Below are 16,225 nucleotides of genomic sequence, written 5' to 3'. Positions count from 1 at the left end.
GGAGTCACCCATGTGGTTCTGGTTGATTGAAGAAGTCGAGTCGGTCCGCCGGTTTCTGGGATTGGGGGGCGACGTGCTGGTCGCCCTGTTCTTCCTGACCCTGATGATGTGGGCCCTGCTGCTGGAGCGCTGGTTCTACTTCATGGCGGTCTATCCCCAGCAGGTGAAACAGACCAAGACGGCCTGGCTGGCCCGCACCGATCACCTCTCCTGGTCCGCCAGGCAGATCCGCCGCGAGCTGGTCTCCCAGGTCGCCATGGCGGTGGACAAGGGGATGCCGGTCATCAAGGTGCTGATCGCCCTCTGCCCGCTGATGGGGCTGCTCGGGACCGTGGTGGGCATGGTGCAGGTGTTCGATACCCTGGCCATCACCGGCACCGGCTCCCCCAGGGCGATGGCCTCGGGGATCTCCAAGGCGACGGTACCGACCATGGCGGGCATGATTGCCGCCCTTTCCGGCCTGTTTTTTGTCAGCCGGCTCGATCACAAGGCCAAGCTGGCCGTGCAGAAGCTGGAAGACAACCTGAAACACGGCTGATGCAGGATGCACATCCCCGGCCGGGCCATGCCCGCCGGGGCACAGAACAAGCAAGGAGTTTTTGCCATGAGAAAACGTCACAGCGACAGCGGTGCTGACGAGGCGGCCATCGATTTGACCCCCATGCTGGACATCGTGTTCATCATGCTGATCTTCTTCATCGTCACCACCTCGTTCGTCAAGGAGTCCGGCGTGGAGATCAACCGCCCGAGCGCCAGCACGGCCGAGACGGTGAAGAAGGGGAACATCATGGTCGCGGTCCGCGAGAACGGCCAGGTCTGGGTCGACAAGCGCATCGTCGAAGTGGGTGCCGTGCGTGCCAACATCGAGCGGCTGCGGGCGGAGAACCCGGAAAGCGCCGTGGTGATCCAGGCCGACAGCGAATCCCGTTCCGGTCTGGTGGTGCAGGTCATGGACCAGATCCGCATGGCCGGTGTCCAGAACATCTCCATCGCCGCCGACAAGAGCAGCTGATGCCGGAGCGAATGCCATGAGATACCTGATATCGTTAGCGGTCTCCTGCGTGGTGGTGTTCTTCCTGTTCCTGGGAATGAACAAGCTCATCACGCCGGATCACCGGGAGCTGACGGAGCGGGAGGACGTCACCATGACCGACTTCATCCGCCTCAAGCCTCAGGAGACCTTGCAAGAGAAACAACGGGAACTGCCCAAGCCGCCGCCCCCGAACCGCCCGCCGCCCCCGCCCGAGATGGAGGTGGCGAGCACGGACAGGCCGCAGATGGAGAGCTCCCCCATGGACATGCCCAAACTCGACATCCCGGTCAACATCGGTGGCGGCAACGCCCTGGGTGCCTACAGCACCGGCGGCGGTGGCGGCGGCATGGGTGGCAACAACGGCGCCATCCCGATGGCGACCTTCGAGCCCATGATGCCCCGCAAGGCGGCCCTGGCCGGTCTTGCGTCCGGCAAGGTACTGGTGGAGTTCACCGTCACCGAGCGCGGTACCGTGAGCAACATCCGCATCGTCAAGGAAGAGCCCCGCAGCTATGACCTCGGCAAGGCGGCGCGCCAGACCATTGCCAAGTGGACCTTCAAGCCGGCCATGGTGGACGGCAAGCCGCAGGCCAGTCGCATGCAGCAAGAGATCGAGTTTGCGACCAACTAAGGAGGGTGGCGATGAAAAAGTTACATACCCTGATCCTCGCCCCGGTGGCCATGGCGGTGCTGCTCAGCACCGCCACCTGGGCCGCCGAACAACCCGCCCTGTCTGACCGCGCCTACCGCGCGGTCAACAAGGCCCAGGCGTTGATCACCGAGAAGAAATACGGCGAGGCCAATGCCAAGCTGCAGGAGGCGCTGTCCGGCGCCGGCGAGCGGGTCTACGACAAGGGGGTCATTTTGCAGACCCTGGGCTTCGTGGCGGCGCAGCAGGAGAAGTACGGTCAGGCGACCAAGTACTTCGCCGACGCCATCGCCACCGGCGGCCTGCCGCCCCCGGTGGCCCAGCAGGTGCGCTACAACCTGGCCCAGCTCTACATGGCGGAGGGGAACTTCAAGGGTTCCATCAACACCATGAAGGAGTGGTTCGCAAACCTCGGCAAGGACGAGAAGCCGACCCCGCACGCCTACATCACCCTGGCCAACGCCCATGTGCAGCTCAAGCAGTACCGGGAAGCCATTCCGGCGGTGGACAACGCGATCAAGCTCTCCGCGGGCAAGGCGCCGGAGTCCTGGTACCTGCTGAAGATGGCGGCCCACTACGAGCTGAAACAGTACAAGCCGGCCACCGAGGTGCTGACCGCCCTGGTGGACCGCTACCCGGAGAAGAAGAAGTACTGGACCCAGCTCTCGGCCATGCACATGCAGGCGGGCAACGATGCCAAGGCCCTGGCGGCACTGGAAGGGGCCTACAACCTCGGCATGCTGACCGAAGCCAACGAGTTGCAGCGGCTCGCCAACTACCTCGCCTTCGCCGGCATTCCCCACCGCGCCGCCCGCGTGATGGAGAAAGCCATGAAGGAGGGGCAGATCGAGAGCACCGCGGCCAACTACAAGACGCTGGCCAACTACTGGCATCAGGCCAAGGAGCTGGACCCGGCCATCGACACCCTGGCCAAGTCCTACAAGCTGGCCCCCAATGCCGAGCTGCAGCTCAAGATGGCGCGCATGATGATCCAGAGCAAGCGCTACCAGGATCTGGTGGCCTTCGCCGCCAAGCCTGCCGCCAACGCCAGCGGCGAGCAGCGGGCGGATCTGAAGTTCCTGACCGGGGTCGCCTATTTTGAGCAGCAAAAGCCCAAGGAGGCGCTCTCCGCCTTCACTCAGGCCGCCCAGAATGGCAATGTCAGTGGTCGCGCTTCCCCCTGGATCAGCTTCTTGAAAGAGCAGCAGGGCGGCGCCGTCACCCAATAAAGCTGCGCGGCCCGGCTGGCGGGGCGGGGATCTCCCCGACTCGGCATCCGGGCCGCGACACATCGACAAGGGGGTCACCCCGCAGATTGCCTTGGTGGCAATTGGCCGCTCTTCGGAGCGGTCTTTTTTATGGCACCGCCCCTGCCCTTTCCCCCCCTTCTCCTGATACAAGGCACAAAAAAATCCGGAGCCTGGGCTCCGGATTGGGTCGTTGCGTTGCGAGAAAACAGGCCATGCAAAGTGCCGGCCTGCCGCTCAAACGGTCATCAGTAGCTGCACACCAGCTTCCAGCTGCCGTCGCCCACTCTGAGTTCGCTGCTGGTATAGCAGCCTAGACAACTCAGTAGCTGCATATCAGTTTCCAGCTGCCATCGCCCGCCTTGGGCTCGCTGCTGGTCCACCAGTTGGCCTGCCACACCCTCTTGTTGTGGGTCATGCGGTCGTTGCCATTGGCGTGATCCCCGCGCGGCCAGGTCGGATAGGCGTTGTAGTCCGCCGGGTTGACGTTCTGGCTGGCACAGGTGGTGCCACCGCTGCCGCCGTCACCACCGCCACTGCTGCCCAGCACCGCCTCGGCCAGGGCCGGGAAGTCGGACTTCAGGCCTATGGTCTGGCTGCCGGCAATCAGGCGCATGCCACTCGGCACGCCGGCGGCCGGCAGGTAGTAGGTCATGGCCACTTCCACGTCGGTGCCCGGCGTCCAGGCTTTCCAGACCGGCAGCGTCAGAGCCACCTTGTGGAAGTCCTTCTCATTGGCGATGCCGTCCGAGTTCTGGTTGCCGCCGCTCTCCACCACTTTCAGTCCCATGCCGCTCTGGTCGGTGATGGTGTCTGAGGTGGAGGTGGGGACCAGGAACTCGATGCGGGTGCCGCCAGGTATGGTCTGGGTCGACTTGTTGGTGAGCTTGAGGGTCGGGTTGATCGGGTAGTTGGAGTCCCCTTCCTTGAAGCCGGAGAGGCTCACGCCGATGTCGAGCTGGGCAGCCGGCGCCGGCAGATCATTCTGCTTCAGGGCCGCCTTGTCGGCCTTGCTGAACTTCTCGTAGGCAAGGCTGGTGAGGGTGCTGCCCATCACGTACTCGTTCTTCGCGGCGTCGAAGTCATAGTCCCCCGCCATCTCCCAGAACATGACGCCCCCCAGGCCCCGCTTGACGATGTAGTCGAGCTTGTGACCCATGGACTCTTCATCTTCGGTGGAGAGGAACACCTTCTTCTGCTCGTTCCAGAGCCAGGGCGCATGGGCCTTGTCGTCGTAGTAACGCACATACTGGCCTTGCATCACGTGGGCCGGGTTGTTGGGATCCAGACCCCAGGCCTGGCCGTAGCTCGGCAGGGTGGTGATGCCGAGGCTGGCCGCGTGCTCCAGGTTCTTGGCATGCCACATGGGCACGGCGCCGCCGCCAATCTCCTTGCCGTTCTTGTCAAGGTCATGCCAGATGTTGTCGATGCCCACCGCCCCGTTGCCGCACGGAATGGTGCTGCCACCGGTGCCCGGCTGGCAATCGCTCTGGCTCGGCAGCGCCGCCTTGCCACCCAGACCGTGGGTGCCACCGCTGACCCCCTGCCAGCCACGGGTGTAATAGGGCACCCCTATGTTGATCTTGCCCGCCGCCAGGGCACCACGGAAGTAGTGGGCCGCCCAGGCGGAGTTGAGATAGCCGATGCCGCCAAACTGGGCCTGGGTGTAGACACCCCACTGGGACAACTCGGGATCCGCCTTGTTGTCGAACAGGGCGGCGTTGTGACCGACGAAGTGGTTCCAGGCACCGTGGAAGTCATAGGTCATCAGGTTGACGTAGTCGAGGTACTGGGTGACCTGGAAGTTCTCCATGCCGCGCAGCAGGTAGGCCGAGGCCGGCGAGGCGATGGTCAGCATGTACTTGCGACCGTCCTCGGTGCCGGCGCTGTCGAGCTTGTTGCGCAGGGTCTTCATCAGCACTTCATAGTTCGCAAAGAGCTTGCCGCGACACTGGTTGGAGAGCGGGAAATCGTTGGGGTTGCCCGCATCCTTCATAGAGGTGGGGTACTCGTAGTCGATATCCACCCCATCGAAGCCGTACTGGCGGATGAAGCCCACGGCCGAGTCGGCAAAGGCGTTGATGCCGGCGGTGTTGACCGAGCAGTCACCCTTGGTGGTGGCGGCGTAGAAGCCGCGGGTATCGGCCCAGCCCCCGACGGAGATGAGGGTCTTCACGTCCGGGTACTGCTTCTTGTACTTGGACAGCAGGTTGAAGTGGCCCTGATAGGCGAACTCCGGATCCATCTCGGCGCCCGGCACCCCGTTCCAGGTCAGCTTGGTGGCGGCGTCATCCACCTTGATGGTGTGACTCTGCTCGTCCACCGCCGCGAAGGCGTAGTTGATGTGGGTGATCTTGTCCCAGGGAATGTCGCTCACCAGGTAGGCGGGCAGGCCGTTCTTGCCGGTGCGCCAGGAGGTGAAATACCCGATGACGCGGCGGCCGTGGTCATCCCCCATGCACTCGCTGCCGTCGGCGCGGTAGATCTGGCGCACGTCGCAGGAGAGGTTGCCGCCGGTAGGGGGCAGGGCCGCCTCTTCCACCTGCTCGTCCACCTGGGCCGACTCGCCAGAGAGGTTGGTCTTGTCGGTCGCCACCAGCTTGAGGCCGGTCAGCCCCTTGTTCTGGGGCGTCCAGCTCAGCTGCCAGGGGGCGCTGGTGTCCTCGCCCACCTTCTGGCCATTCACGAAGAGCTCGACCTTGGCGACGTCGTCATTGGCGTCGGTGACATTGCCGCTCACGGTGAGGGCGCGGCCCAGGGTCACCCTGGCACCGGCGGCGGGGCTTGCGATGCTCACCCTGGGCGCCTCTGGCGCCACCACGGCGGCGACCTTGAAGCTCGAATCCGCCTCGCTCAGCACCTTGCCGTCTTTATCCAGCGCCCGGGCCTTGAGGGCGTGATTGCCCGCACCGGCAGCAGACCAGCTGGCACTCCAGGGAGAAGCCGTGGCGGTGGCGACCAGGGTGCCGTCGATGAGGTATTCCACCCGGGCGAGCGCCGTGACCGGGCCGCTCAACGTCACCGCCAGGGCCACACTGGCCCCCTCGCTGACGCTGGCACCCACGGCGGGGGAGCCGATGGCGACGACCAGGGACGGTGGCGGCACCTCGCCACCATACAGCTTCCAGGCATCGGCCCAGACGGTGCCGACCCCGGGGGCATAGTGGTAGGGGGACGCGCCGCACCAGCCGGAGTAAGGGAATTCCTTGCATTCATAGAGGGCGCCTGCGTTGCTGACGATGTCGCCAGCCTTGTAGGCGGTGCCGGCCTGATAGGCGGGGTAAGCGGCCTGCGCCCAGGCAGGGACGGCCGCAAGGGCGACCAGCATGGCAAGCCTGCTGGGCCTCAAGATCTGTTGCATATTGTTATCTTCCTTGTTTTGTCTTGGCTTCAATACCGGGAAAAGCGCAATCGCAACAGGGAACAAGGGAGCGACAACAGGCCATGGACGGGCCACAAACCCTCAAGTCACCCTGGGTAACCCCGCTGTCTGGCCCGGATGGGACAGATCGGAGGCTTTGCGTCCCGGCATCACTGCCGGTTTGCCCTTTGCCTGGGTTCCGTGAGGAACGGCTCGAGTATAGGAAGCAAGTGACCACTGCTCAATCTTTATTCTCGAAGGAAAATATGTGAATGCTGGCGGCCTCACACTTTTCGCTCCCACCTGATGACAAATAGATCATCAATATCAAACTGTTAGCCACGTCAAAAAATGGCAGATGGGCTCCTTTGTCTCCTCATAATGTGCGTTGGTTCACTGGTCAGAGCTGCCAGAAATGTGACAATGCGCGCCCTTGGCCACGATGCCAAGGCTATGGAAACACTGGCAAAATAAAAAAAGGAATACCCATGAAAGGAACACCTACCCTGCTGTCGCTGGCCGTGGGGCTCGCGCTCGCGTCCCCGTCTCTCTACGCCGCCGGCTTCAGTTGCCCGGCCGACAGTGCCCTCACCCCCATCCCCGCCATCCAGGGCAGCGGCGACAAGAGCCCCCTCGTCCCGGACGATCAGTTCGAAAGCGCCCAGAGCGTCTCGGTCAAGGCGGTGGTCTCGGGTCTGGGGGAAAGCCTCAACAAGGGCTTCTACCTGCTGGATGTGCAGGGGGACGGCAACCCCGAGACGTCGGACGGCATTTTCGTCTACCTCAACGACAAGAACTTCGCCAGCAAGTACCCGGACATCCAGCCGGGCGCCCTGGTCTGTCTGGAGGCCAAGGTCGAGGAGTATTACGGCCACACCCAGCTCAAGCCCCTGTTTGACGGCAGCACGCCGCGCCTGACAACCCTGGCCCAGGGCGCCGCCCCGGCCGCCACGGCGCTGCGGGTACTGGAGGGGGAAACCCTGGCCCGGGCCCTGGAGCGTCACGAAGGGATGCGGGTACGCCTTGACGCCGACAGCGCCCTCAAGATAAGCCGCAACTTCAGCTACGACTATGCCGCCCGGCGCAACAACCTGGTGCTCGCTCACGGCGCCCCGCTGATGAAGCCGACCCAGCTCCATGTGGCGAGCAGCCCCGAGGCCGTGGCGCTGGCCGAGGCCAACGCCAGCAACCGGGTCTTCCTCGAGTCGGACGTCAAGGCGGGGGACGGCAAGCTCCCCTGGCTGCCCGCCTGGGAGCCGGAGCAGGGTTACCTGCGCATCGGCGATGCCCCTGTCAATCTGGAGGCCATGGTCGGCTACAGCTACAACGAGTACCGCCTGATCGTGCCCCGGGATCAGACCATCACCGCGGGGGATCTGCTGCGCACCGGCGACAACGACCGCCAGAGCGCCCCGGCCCGCCTGGATGGCACTGACCTTCGCATCGGCAGCTTCAACGTGCTCAACTACTTCACCAGCCACTCCAGCGTGGGGGGCGCCCTCAACGTGCTCTGCGCGGATCAGGCGGATGCGGACAGCGCCAAGGGCTGCAACCGCGGCGCCAAGAGCCTGGAGGAGTTCCAGTTGCAGCGCGCCAAGATCGTCAACGCCATCACCGAGATGGACGCCGACCTGCTCGGCCTGATGGAGATGGAGAACAACGGCTTTGACGAGCACGCAGCCCTCCACGATCTGGTGGAGAGCCTCAACGCCAGGCAGAAGGAGGCGAGCAAGCACTACGCCTTCGTCACCCTGCCCAAGGCCCTGCTCACGGAGGATCGCTTCTTTGGCGGCGACGCCATCATGGTGGCCATGATCTACCGCCCCGCCCTGCTCACCCCGAGCGGGGATGCCGACGTCATCCCCCTGCCCCAGCAGCGCTACACCACGGGCGGCGTCACCAAGAGCGCCGGTCAGCGGGACTCCCTAGTCCAGCGCTTCACCGTGGCGGGCAGCGACGCCCCCCTGACCCTGGTGGTCAACCACCTCAAGTCCAAGGGGTCGGGCTGCTATGAGAACGGGGATGGCAAGACGGAGCCTGCGGATCTGCAGGGCAAGTGCACCGAGTTTCGGGTGAGCGCCGCCAAGGTGCTGGGGGAGGCGGTGAGCAAGATGCCGGGCCAGGTGCTGCTGGTGGGGGACTTCAACTCCTACGCCAAGGAGGATCCCATCCGTGTGCTGACCGACTATGCGCCGGTCGCGGGGGAGCGCCAGATCCGCTCCGCCTCCCACACCTACATCGGCGACAAGCCCTATGAGCAGATGGGCCGGACGGTGGCCAAGGGTTACGGCCTGGTGGATCTGAACGTCAAGTTCAACCAGGAGAAGGCCATCTCCTACAGCTACGAGGCCGAGCTCGGCACCCTGGACTACGCCCTCGCCAACTCGGCGCTGGCTGACAAGGTGGTGGCGGTGGCCGACTGGCACATCAACTCCTTCGAGAGCAACCTGTTCGAATATGGCAGCGCCTACACCGGCGACCTCATCAAGTCGGACAACCCCTTCAGCGCCTCGGACCACGACCCCGTCATCGTCGATCTCAAGCTCAAGGAAGCGAGCAAGGGGGGTGGCGGCGCCATGGGCGCCCTGCTGCTGGCCCTGTTGCCGCTCGCCTGGCGGCGCCGTCGCTAAGACGCGGCATCCTCGATGCCAGGTGCAAAGCCCGCGATGATCGCGGGCTTTTTTTGTGCCATGGCCATTTGAAAAACAAATGCAAAGGGCCACATCATGGGATTAATAAATACCTTGTTGCCCCACTCCGCCCCTTTCCCGGGGGGCTGGCACCCTGCCGACGGGGAAACCCGGTGCTGACTCCAGGGGCCGGATAGCGTATCCCGCAGGTTGCCGAACGAACCAACCGCCACACGGCAGAGGATGGCATCGCGCAGCCCGCGCCTTGGCCATGGCTGCATCGGCGCCAATCTCCACCCTCACCCCCGTCAGCGGCGGCCAGGGCCGCTGATACCCTCGCGGACAAGGTGAAGCGCCATCGCAGGCTGCCGAACGAGCCAACCGCCACGCGGCAGAGGATGGCATCGTGCAGCCCGCGCCATGGCCATGGCGGCATCGGCGCCAATCCCCACCCTCACCCCCGTCAGCGGCGGCCAGGGCCGCTGATGCCCTCGCGGACAGGGTGAAACGCCATTTGCCAGACAAATGCAAAGGGCGAGATCATGGGAAATCCAAATGACAGGCAAACAAAAAGGCCACCGCGATGCGGTGGCCTTGGTGCTTTCTTGCGAAATATGGTGGAGCTACGCGGGATCGAACCGCGGACCTCTTGCATGCCATGCAAGCGCTCTCCCAGCTGAGCTATAACCCCGATGTGTGTGAGTGACACTGAATCACTCTGAATTTGGTGGAGCTACGCGGGATCGAACCGCGGACCTCTTGCATGCCATGCAAGCGCTCTCCCAGCTGAGCTATAACCCCAAATTCGGTACTGAACGAATGGTTCTGGCGGCCATTCATCCTCAATAATGGTGGAGCTACGCGGGATCGAACCGCGGACCTCTTGCATGCCATGCAAGCGCTCTCCCAGCTGAGCTATAACCCCACAAAGGTCGGCCTGGGTGATACACACCCCACTGCCCTGGGTACTTCATGTCAATCGGGAACCTGGTGGAGCTACGCGGGATCGAACCGCGGACCTCTTGCATGCCATGCAAGCGCTCTCCCAGCTGAGCTATAACCCCTTGGATTCCAGATTGTTCGAGGAGAATTTGGTGGAGCTACGCGGGATCGAACCGCGGACCTCTTGCATGCCATGCAAGCGCTCTCCCAGCTGAGCTATAACCCCAACTCACCTCGGCGCTACCAAAGTTATCTCTGGCAACGGAGGCGCATGATAGGCATCACCCGCTTTGCTGTCAACCCAAAATTCTCGCCCACTGGAGCGTTTAGTCAAAATTCAGGCAGTTAGCTGTTTTTACCGCCAACCTCGTCGCTATGTCGCTGTTTTACGTCGCAAATCCGCTTGAGGCCAAAATACGAAGGGCCCCCGTCAGGGGGCCCTTTTCATGCCATGGCCGATGTTTATTCAGCGGCCATGCGCGCTTCGATGTACGCCAGGGCGCGATCGATACAGGCGAGGACCCGCTCCTTGCCCACCAGCGCCATCACGGCGTCGGCGATGCCAGGGGACTGGCCCGTACCGGCGTACTGAATTACTCGGCGGCCATGCGCGCTTCGATGTACGCCAGGGCGCGATCGATGCGGGCGAGGACCCGCTCCTTGCCCACCAGCGCCATCACGGCATCGATGGCAGGAGACTGGCCCAAACCGGTGACGGCCACACGCAGCGGCATGCCGACCTTGCCCATGCCCTGACCCAATTCGGCGGCAGTGGCCTCAATCAGCTCGTGCAGCGCCTCGGTGGTCCAGGTCTCCAGGGCCGCCAGCTTGGTCTTGGCCAGAGCCAGCGGCTCGGCAGCCACGCCGCGCAGGTGCTTCTTGGCAGCGGCTTCGTCAATGGCTTCGTACTCTTCGAACAGGTAGCGGCTCTGGGCGGCCATCTCGACCAGGGTGTTGCAGCGCTCGGCCAGCAGGGTGACCACGTCAGCCAGCGCCGGGCCATTGCTGGTATCGATCTGCTGGTGTTCCATGTGCCAGGCCAGGTGCTTGGCCACATAGGCCGGATCCAGGCTACGCATGTAGTGGTTGTTCAGCCACAAGAGCTTGTCGGTGTTGAAGGCGGAGGCGGACTTGGAGATGGCATCCAGGCTGAACAGCTTGATCATCTCGTCCAGGGTGAAGATCTCCTGATCGCCGTGGGACCAGCCCAGACGCACCAGATAGTTCAGCAGCGCTTCCGGCAGGTAACCGTCGTCGCGGTACTGCATGACGGAGACGGCGCCGTGGCGCTTGGAGAGCTTGGCGCCGTCGTCACCCAGGATCATGGAGACGTGGGCAAATTCCGGTACCGGCGCGTTCAGCGCCTTGTAGATGTTGATCTGGCGCGGGGTGTTGTTGATGTGGTCTTCCCCACGCACCACGTGGGTGATCTCCATGTCCCAATCATCGACTACAACACAGAAGTTGTAGGTCGGCGCGCCATCGGTACGGCGAATGATCAGATCGTCCAGCTCGGTGTTGGCGAACTCGATGCGGCCACGGACGTGGTCATCGAACACCACGGACCCTTCGGTCGGGTTGCGGAAGCGGATCACGTGAGGCGCATCGGCCGGGTGATCGTGGGCGCCATCCCGGCACTTGCCGTCATAGCGGGGCTTCTCGCCGTTGGCCATCTGGCCTTCACGCAGCGCTTCCAGACGCTCTTTGGAGCAGTAGCACTTGTAGGCGCGGCCGTCGGCCAGCATCTCGTCGATGAGGCCGTTGTAGCGATCGAAGCGTTTGGTCTGGTAGTAGGGGCCCTCATCCCAGTTCAGCTCCAGCCATTCCATGCCCTCAATGATGGCGTCGATGGCCTCCTGAGTGGAACGTTCCAGATCGGTATCCTCGATACGCAGCACAAACTCACCGCCCTGGTTCTTTGCAAACAACCAGGAATAGAGTGCGGTACGGGCACCGCCGACATGCAAAAAGCCGGTCGGGCTGGGAGCAAAACGGGTTTTGACTTTCATCTTTAAGCCTTGTGTAGAGGGCCTTGGGCCAATTCGTTAAAAAAACCGTCGCATTTTAGCACCGACAATGACGGATGGGAAAACCATGGCGAGGCAGAGGGGAAAATAGGGTCTATTCCCGCAAAAACCGCTGTTTTAGAGTGATGTCTCAGAATTTTCCCTTTTTTCCCGCTTAGCTAGGCGAGGTCGCTGGAGAGATCTCCCGCACAGCCGATACTTCAGTCACCCCGTCAACGAACCCTCAACGATACAAGGAACGCGCGATGCAGTTTCGTTCTATCCAGAATCGTATCCTAGTACTGGCCGGTGTCGCCATGACCACGGCCCTGGTCATCCTGATCCTGCTCAACCAGTATTCAGGTCGGCAGACCCAGCAGCTCACCATCGACTCCAGCCGCGCCGCCCTGCAACAGGAGGCGTGGCAGAAGGTGAGCGCCAACGCCCGTGCCGAGGCCGCCACCATCACCCAGCTGCTGCAAAAGGGGCTCTCCTACACCCAGCAGATGGCCAGCGTCTTCGCCCGCCAGCAGGAGGGCAAGCTGCCGCTGGATCGCCAGCAAGCCACCGACCTGCTCAAGGCCCAGCTTGCTTTGGAGCCCCAGCTCTATGGCGCCTTCGCGGGCTTCGAACCCAACGGCTTCGACGGCCAGGACGAAAGCTTCGCCGGCCAGAGCGCGCTCGGCAGTGACGACAAGGGGCGCTTCGTTCCCTACTTCTACCGCGACAAGGAGCAGATCGGCAGCGATCTGCTGCTCTCCATCGAAAAGAGCGATCCGGACGAGTTCGGCAACCCGGCCAACGACTACTACGCCTGCCCGAAACGGGAGGGGCGCCCCTGCCTCATCGATCCCTTCAAGGTGGACATCAACGGCCAGCAGGTGCTGGTGAGCACCATCACTACCCCCATCCTGGTGGATGGCCGGTTCAAGGGCATCGCCGCGCTGGATCTGGCGGTGGACTCCATCAGCCGCCAGGCCCAGTCCCTCAACAGCAACATCTATGACGGCAAGGGGGAAACCCTGATCGTCAGCGCCGCCGGTGTCATCACCGGTACCAGCGGCGACGCCAGCCTGCTCGGCAGCCGCGCCGACAAGGTGCTCGGCAACGGCTGGCAGCAGTACCTCAAACCGGACGTGCAGCGCCAGGAGCTCACCGACGCGTTTCGCATCTCGGTGCCCATCGCGGTGCCCGGCATGGCCCGCAACTGGGCCATTATCGTCACCCTGCCCTACAAGGTGGTGCTGGCGGGAGCGGACGAGCTGGCACGCCAGCTCACCGACATGAACCGCGCCGCCATGACCCAGCAGCTCATCGGTGCCCTGCTGGTGCTGGTGCTGGCCCTTGGCACCATGCTGGTCATTGCCCGCAGCATCACGGGCCCCATCCGCCAGATGGTCAGCCTGGTAGATGACATCGCCGACGGCGACGGGGATCTCACCAAGCGTCTGGAGAGCCGCTCCCGGGACGAGCTGGGGGCCCTGGCCCAGGGCATCAATCGCTTCATCGACAAGCTGCAGGCCCTGCTCGGGGATGTGCAGAAGACCGCGAGCGAGGTCCATCGCCACGCCGGGGATACCGATCGCATCGCCGGCCAGACCGACAGCAACCTGCAGCATCATCAGGCGGAGATGGAGCAGATGCTGACCGCGGTACAGGAGATGTCCTACGTCAGCCAGGAGGTGGCCACCCACGCCAACAACACCGCCGACTCCGCCAAGCAGGCCCAGAGCGCGGCGGACGAGGGCAAGGTACGCTTCCAGCGGGTGATCCACTCCATGCACAAGGTGGCCGCCGAGGCGGGCAAGGGAGCCGAAGTGGTGGAAGGGCTGGCTCACGACAGCGAGCAGATCACCAGCATCCTCACCGTCATCCAGGGGATCGCCGATCAGACCAACCTGCTGGCACTCAACGCCGCCATCGAGGCGGCCCGGGCCGGCGAGCAGGGGCGCGGCTTCGCGGTGGTGGCGGACGAGGTGCGCAAGCTGGCGGGCAACACCCAGCAGGCGGTGCAGAATACCCAGGAGCTGATCGACAAGATCCGCCACAGCTCCACCAACGCGGTCAACGCCATCCAGCAGAGCCAGCAGCTGACCCATCAGGCGGTGGGGGAAGCGGATCAGGCGGAGGCGGCCCTCGGCAGCATCTTCCAGGCCATCGCCACCATCAACGACATGACCTACCAGATCGCCTCCGCCGCCGAGGAGCAGAGCTCGGTTTCCGAGACCGTCTCCGGCAATCTGTCAAAAACCAGCGCACTGGCCAACGACATCGCCAGGGACGCCACCAGCACGGCCAACGCCAGTCAGGCCTTGCGTCAGGCGGCGGAACGTTTGCAGCAATTGTTGGGTCAGTTTCGTCTCAGCTGATAATTTTCATGCTCCGGACTCTCCCCCTCGGGGGCGAGTCCGTTTACCATAGGCGGCATATTTGCCTGATGGCAGGCAATGTAGTGAGAGGTAAATGCCGTGCCCACCCCGGACCGTCGCCCACGTGGCCATAACAGACGAGCCCAGCAGCGTCGCCAAGACGAATCACAAGGAACCCTGCTCCAACGTATCAACGCGGCTACCCTGCCCCTGCGCCAGCGTCTCGGCCAGGGCATGAGTGGCCTGGGTCAGCGCAACAAGGAGCCGAAGGCGGCCTCGTTCAAGCTGGCAAGCCCCCTGCCCCGCAAACACACCATAGGGTTGCTGGTGCTGATCCCGCTCTGGCTGCTGGTGCTGGCCTGGGAGCCCGCCCCCACCGCCCCGACCACGGCGCCGTCAGGCTCCCTGGCGGTCCCCCTGGCCGTGCCGGCCCAGGCCCTGACCGTCGGCAACGCCGGTGAGCCCCAGGCCGCCAAGCCCGTCGAGGAAAAAGTGGATGGCACCTGGTTGCAGCACGACGTGCAGGCCGGTGAAACCCTCTACTCCATCTTCCGCAAGTTCGAGCTGCCGGGGGCCGAGCTCAGCCGGCTCATCGCCATCGAAGGGCCGGACAGGCCGCTGACCCGGCTGCAGTCGGGCAAGTCGGTGTTCATCCTGGTGGACACCAGCCGCCGCATCCAGCGGGTCGAGGTCCGCTCTCTCGGTCAGGTCAGCTACCGCTACGACCGCCAGGGGGAAGGGTTCGCCCTCAAGGAATAAGGGGGCTCGACCACACCCCCTTATGCAGACGGGAGGCCATGGCCTCCCGTTTTTTTTGATGTGAAGCATGAAACAAGCTGCTGACTTCACAATACTTTTAGCTCGCTCAAAAAATGAAAAGTGCCAAATTGACAAGGGATCGGGCTCCAGTACAATCGGTCAGGCTTTAGACAGGGATTGTGCTACATGCTACTGGGACAAAGAGACGTGGTCAGTCATGCTTCAACCCCTGACTTCCAGGCAAATGCTGCCCAACCAGGCTTAGTTTCATTTTGTTATAGATAGGACTTACCACATGTCTGACATTCGCACCGGCCAAGTAAAATGGTTCAACGAAACCAAGGGTTTTGGCTTCATCGAGCAATCCCAGGGACCGGACGTTTTCGTTCACTTCTCCTCCATCCAGAGCGCAGGTTTCAAGACCCTGGCTGAAGGTCAAAAAGTCCAGTTCACTGTGACCCAGGGCAAAAAAGGCCCTCAGGCCGAGAACGTCACCGTTATCTGAGCCAGCGCCAGTGAACCCGTAGGAGGAGCCATCGCCCCTCCTATTTTTTTGCCCGCGATCTTTCCTTCCCGACCGGCAGAGCTCTTGCCGGGCTTGCCATCCCCACCTGCAAGCCACTTATGGCCGCCACCAGCCGCTATAAATCAAAATGATGAGTTTTGGGTAAATGCCCCGGTTTTAACTTATACCGAGCCACTGTCTGTCATTCAGGCCCTGCCAAGCCTGTTAGCCGACCGCAAAGGGTTGTGCCCGATCTCCGGGAGGCTATTAGCAAGCAATACATCTTGGTCTTATGACTTGGGATGTGCGGGGAAGAGAGAAAGCAGGCAAACGCCGGATACGACAAATCATCGCGGCGCGATGTGATGGGCAATTCAAAGGGATTATGAGGACGTCGAAGAGAGATTGGAGCGGGAAACGAGACTCGAACTCGCGACCCCAGCCTTGGCAAGCGCGGATCATGCTCTACCAACAGGACGCGGCAGTGATGGTACTGAGAAACTGGATTCGTGTACTTGGGGGAGAGATTGAATTCGAAGGGTTCGAAGAGAGATTGGAGCGGGAAACGAGACTCGAACTCGCGACCCCGACCTTGGCAAGCGCGGATCATGCTCTACCAACAGGACGCAGCAGTGATGGTACTGAGAAACTGGATTCGTGTACTTGGGGGAGAGATTGAATTCGAAGGGTTCGAAGAGAGATTGGAGCGGGAAACGAGACTCGA

Annotated in this window: 10 protein-coding genes, 5 tRNA genes and 1 riboswitch; of the genes, 8 read left to right on the top strand and 7 right to left on the bottom strand. The window is 62.9% G+C overall.

Annotation, left to right across the window (positions count from 1 at the left end; genetic code table 11):
• Nucleotides 1–10 precede the first annotated feature (10 nt).
• The 4 genes from AB5Y50_RS10110 (at nucleotide 11) to AB5Y50_RS10095 (ending at nucleotide 2,911) form a co-directional block, all read left to right on the top strand.
• Complete coding sequence (locus AB5Y50_RS10110; protein ID WP_045525714.1) at nucleotides 11–538, top strand: MotA/TolQ/ExbB proton channel family protein; 528 nt, start codon at nucleotides 11–13, stop codon at nucleotides 536–538.
• Nucleotides 539–604: 66 nt separating this feature from the next.
• A complete protein-coding gene (locus tag AB5Y50_RS10105) occupies nucleotides 605–1,012 on the top strand; it encodes a biopolymer transporter ExbD (RefSeq protein WP_010675476.1) in 408 nt (135 codons plus the stop codon).
• 16 nt (nucleotides 1,013–1,028) lie between these two features.
• Nucleotides 1,029–1,664: an energy transducer TonB gene (locus AB5Y50_RS10100; protein ID WP_039040356.1), complete on the top strand. Its 636-nt coding sequence runs from the start codon at nucleotides 1,029–1,031 to the stop codon at nucleotides 1,662–1,664.
• A gap of 11 nt (nucleotides 1,665–1,675) precedes the next feature.
• Complete coding sequence (locus tag AB5Y50_RS10095; RefSeq protein WP_042014300.1) at nucleotides 1,676–2,911, top strand: lipopolysaccharide assembly protein LapB; 1,236 nt, start codon at nucleotides 1,676–1,678, stop codon at nucleotides 2,909–2,911.
• Between the two features lie 340 nt (nucleotides 2,912–3,251).
• Here AB5Y50_RS10095 and AB5Y50_RS10090 read toward each other — a convergent pair whose 3' ends face one another.
• On the bottom strand, nucleotides 3,252–6,257 hold the full coding sequence (locus AB5Y50_RS10090) for a glycosyl hydrolase family 18 protein (protein ID WP_368162780.1): 3,006 nt from the start codon (nucleotides 6,255–6,257) through the stop codon (nucleotides 3,252–3,254).
• Nucleotides 6,258–6,402: 145 nt separating this feature from the next.
• Nucleotides 6,403–6,486, bottom strand: a riboswitch (cyclic di-GMP riboswitch).
• 292 nt (nucleotides 6,487–6,778) lie between these two features.
• On the opposite strand from AB5Y50_RS10090, the gene AB5Y50_RS10085 reads away from it, so the two are divergent.
• The gene (locus tag AB5Y50_RS10085) at nucleotides 6,779–8,920 is read left to right on the top strand and encodes an ExeM/NucH family extracellular endonuclease (RefSeq protein WP_010675480.1); all 2,142 of its coding nucleotides are present in this window, start codon (nucleotides 6,779–6,781) and stop codon (nucleotides 8,918–8,920) included.
• 615 nt (nucleotides 8,921–9,535) lie between these two features.
• On the opposite strand, the gene AB5Y50_RS10080 is transcribed toward AB5Y50_RS10085, so the two are convergent.
• The 6 genes from AB5Y50_RS10080 to gltX all read right to left on the bottom strand — a co-directional run bounded on the left by AB5Y50_RS10080 (nucleotide 9,536) and on the right by gltX (nucleotide 11,871).
• Nucleotides 9,536–9,611, bottom strand: a tRNA-Ala gene (locus tag AB5Y50_RS10080).
• Between the two features lie 34 nt (nucleotides 9,612–9,645).
• Nucleotides 9,646–9,721, bottom strand: a tRNA-Ala gene (locus AB5Y50_RS10075).
• 48 nt (nucleotides 9,722–9,769) lie between these two features.
• Nucleotides 9,770–9,845, bottom strand: a tRNA-Ala gene (locus tag AB5Y50_RS10070).
• A 63-nt stretch (nucleotides 9,846–9,908) separates the two neighbouring features.
• Nucleotides 9,909–9,984 (bottom strand) — tRNA-Ala (locus tag AB5Y50_RS10065).
• Nucleotides 9,985–10,012: 28 nt separating this feature from the next.
• Nucleotides 10,013–10,088, bottom strand: a tRNA-Ala gene (locus AB5Y50_RS10060).
• A 367-nt stretch (nucleotides 10,089–10,455) separates the two neighbouring features.
• The gene (gene gltX / locus AB5Y50_RS10055) at nucleotides 10,456–11,871 is read right to left on the bottom strand and encodes a glutamate--tRNA ligase (protein WP_010675482.1); all 1,416 of its coding nucleotides are present in this window, start codon (nucleotides 11,869–11,871) and stop codon (nucleotides 10,456–10,458) included.
• A gap of 263 nt (nucleotides 11,872–12,134) precedes the next feature.
• On the opposite strand from gltX, the gene AB5Y50_RS10050 reads away from it, so the two are divergent.
• The 3 genes from AB5Y50_RS10050 to AB5Y50_RS10040 all read left to right on the top strand — a co-directional run bounded on the left by AB5Y50_RS10050 (nucleotide 12,135) and on the right by AB5Y50_RS10040 (nucleotide 15,501).
• Nucleotides 12,135–14,237, top strand: a complete 2,103-nt coding sequence (locus tag AB5Y50_RS10050; RefSeq protein WP_069784390.1) for a methyl-accepting chemotaxis protein — start codon at nucleotides 12,135–12,137, stop codon at nucleotides 14,235–14,237.
• 99 nt (nucleotides 14,238–14,336) lie between these two features.
• Entirely contained in the window at nucleotides 14,337–14,996 is a 660-nt protein-coding gene (locus AB5Y50_RS10045) for a LysM-like peptidoglycan-binding domain-containing protein (protein WP_069784389.1), read from the top strand.
• A 295-nt stretch (nucleotides 14,997–15,291) separates the two neighbouring features.
• Nucleotides 15,292–15,501 (top strand): cold-shock protein, encoded by a 210-nt coding sequence (locus AB5Y50_RS10040; RefSeq protein WP_005297820.1) that lies wholly within the window; start codon nucleotides 15,292–15,294, stop codon nucleotides 15,499–15,501.
• The last annotated feature ends 724 nt before the right edge of the window (nucleotides 15,502–16,225 follow it).

Origin of the sequence: Aeromonas sp. s6, from assembly GCF_040907815.1 — a bacterium.
GTDB lineage: Bacteria > Pseudomonadota > Gammaproteobacteria > Enterobacterales > Aeromonadaceae > Aeromonas > Aeromonas caviae.
The sequence above is the reverse complement of the archived record's forward strand: the minus strand, read 5'-3'. Positions and strand labels throughout refer to the sequence as shown.

Coding starts and splice junctions, on each gene's coding strand:
- AB5Y50_RS10110 (WP_045525714.1), top strand. CDS start 11: ATGTGGTTCTGGTTGATTGAAGAAGTCGAGTCGGTCCGCCGGTTTCTG.
- AB5Y50_RS10095 (WP_042014300.1), top strand. CDS start 1,676: ATGAAAAAGTTACATACCCTGATCCTCGCCCCGGTGGCCATGGCGGTG.
- AB5Y50_RS10105 (WP_010675476.1), top strand. CDS start 605: ATGAGAAAACGTCACAGCGACAGCGGTGCTGACGAGGCGGCCATCGAT.
- AB5Y50_RS10050 (WP_069784390.1), top strand. CDS start 12,135: ATGCAGTTTCGTTCTATCCAGAATCGTATCCTAGTACTGGCCGGTGTC.
- AB5Y50_RS10085 (WP_010675480.1), top strand. CDS start 6,779: ATGAAAGGAACACCTACCCTGCTGTCGCTGGCCGTGGGGCTCGCGCTC.
- AB5Y50_RS10090 (WP_368162780.1), bottom strand. CDS start 6,257: ATGCTGGTCGCCCTTGCGGCCGTCCCTGCCTGGGCGCAGGCCGCTTAC.
- AB5Y50_RS10040 (WP_005297820.1), top strand. CDS start 15,292: ATGTCTGACATTCGCACCGGCCAAGTAAAATGGTTCAACGAAACCAAG.
- AB5Y50_RS10100 (WP_039040356.1), top strand. CDS start 1,029: ATGAGATACCTGATATCGTTAGCGGTCTCCTGCGTGGTGGTGTTCTTC.
- gltX (WP_010675482.1), bottom strand. CDS start 11,871: ATGAAAGTCAAAACCCGTTTTGCTCCCAGCCCGACCGGCTTTTTGCAT.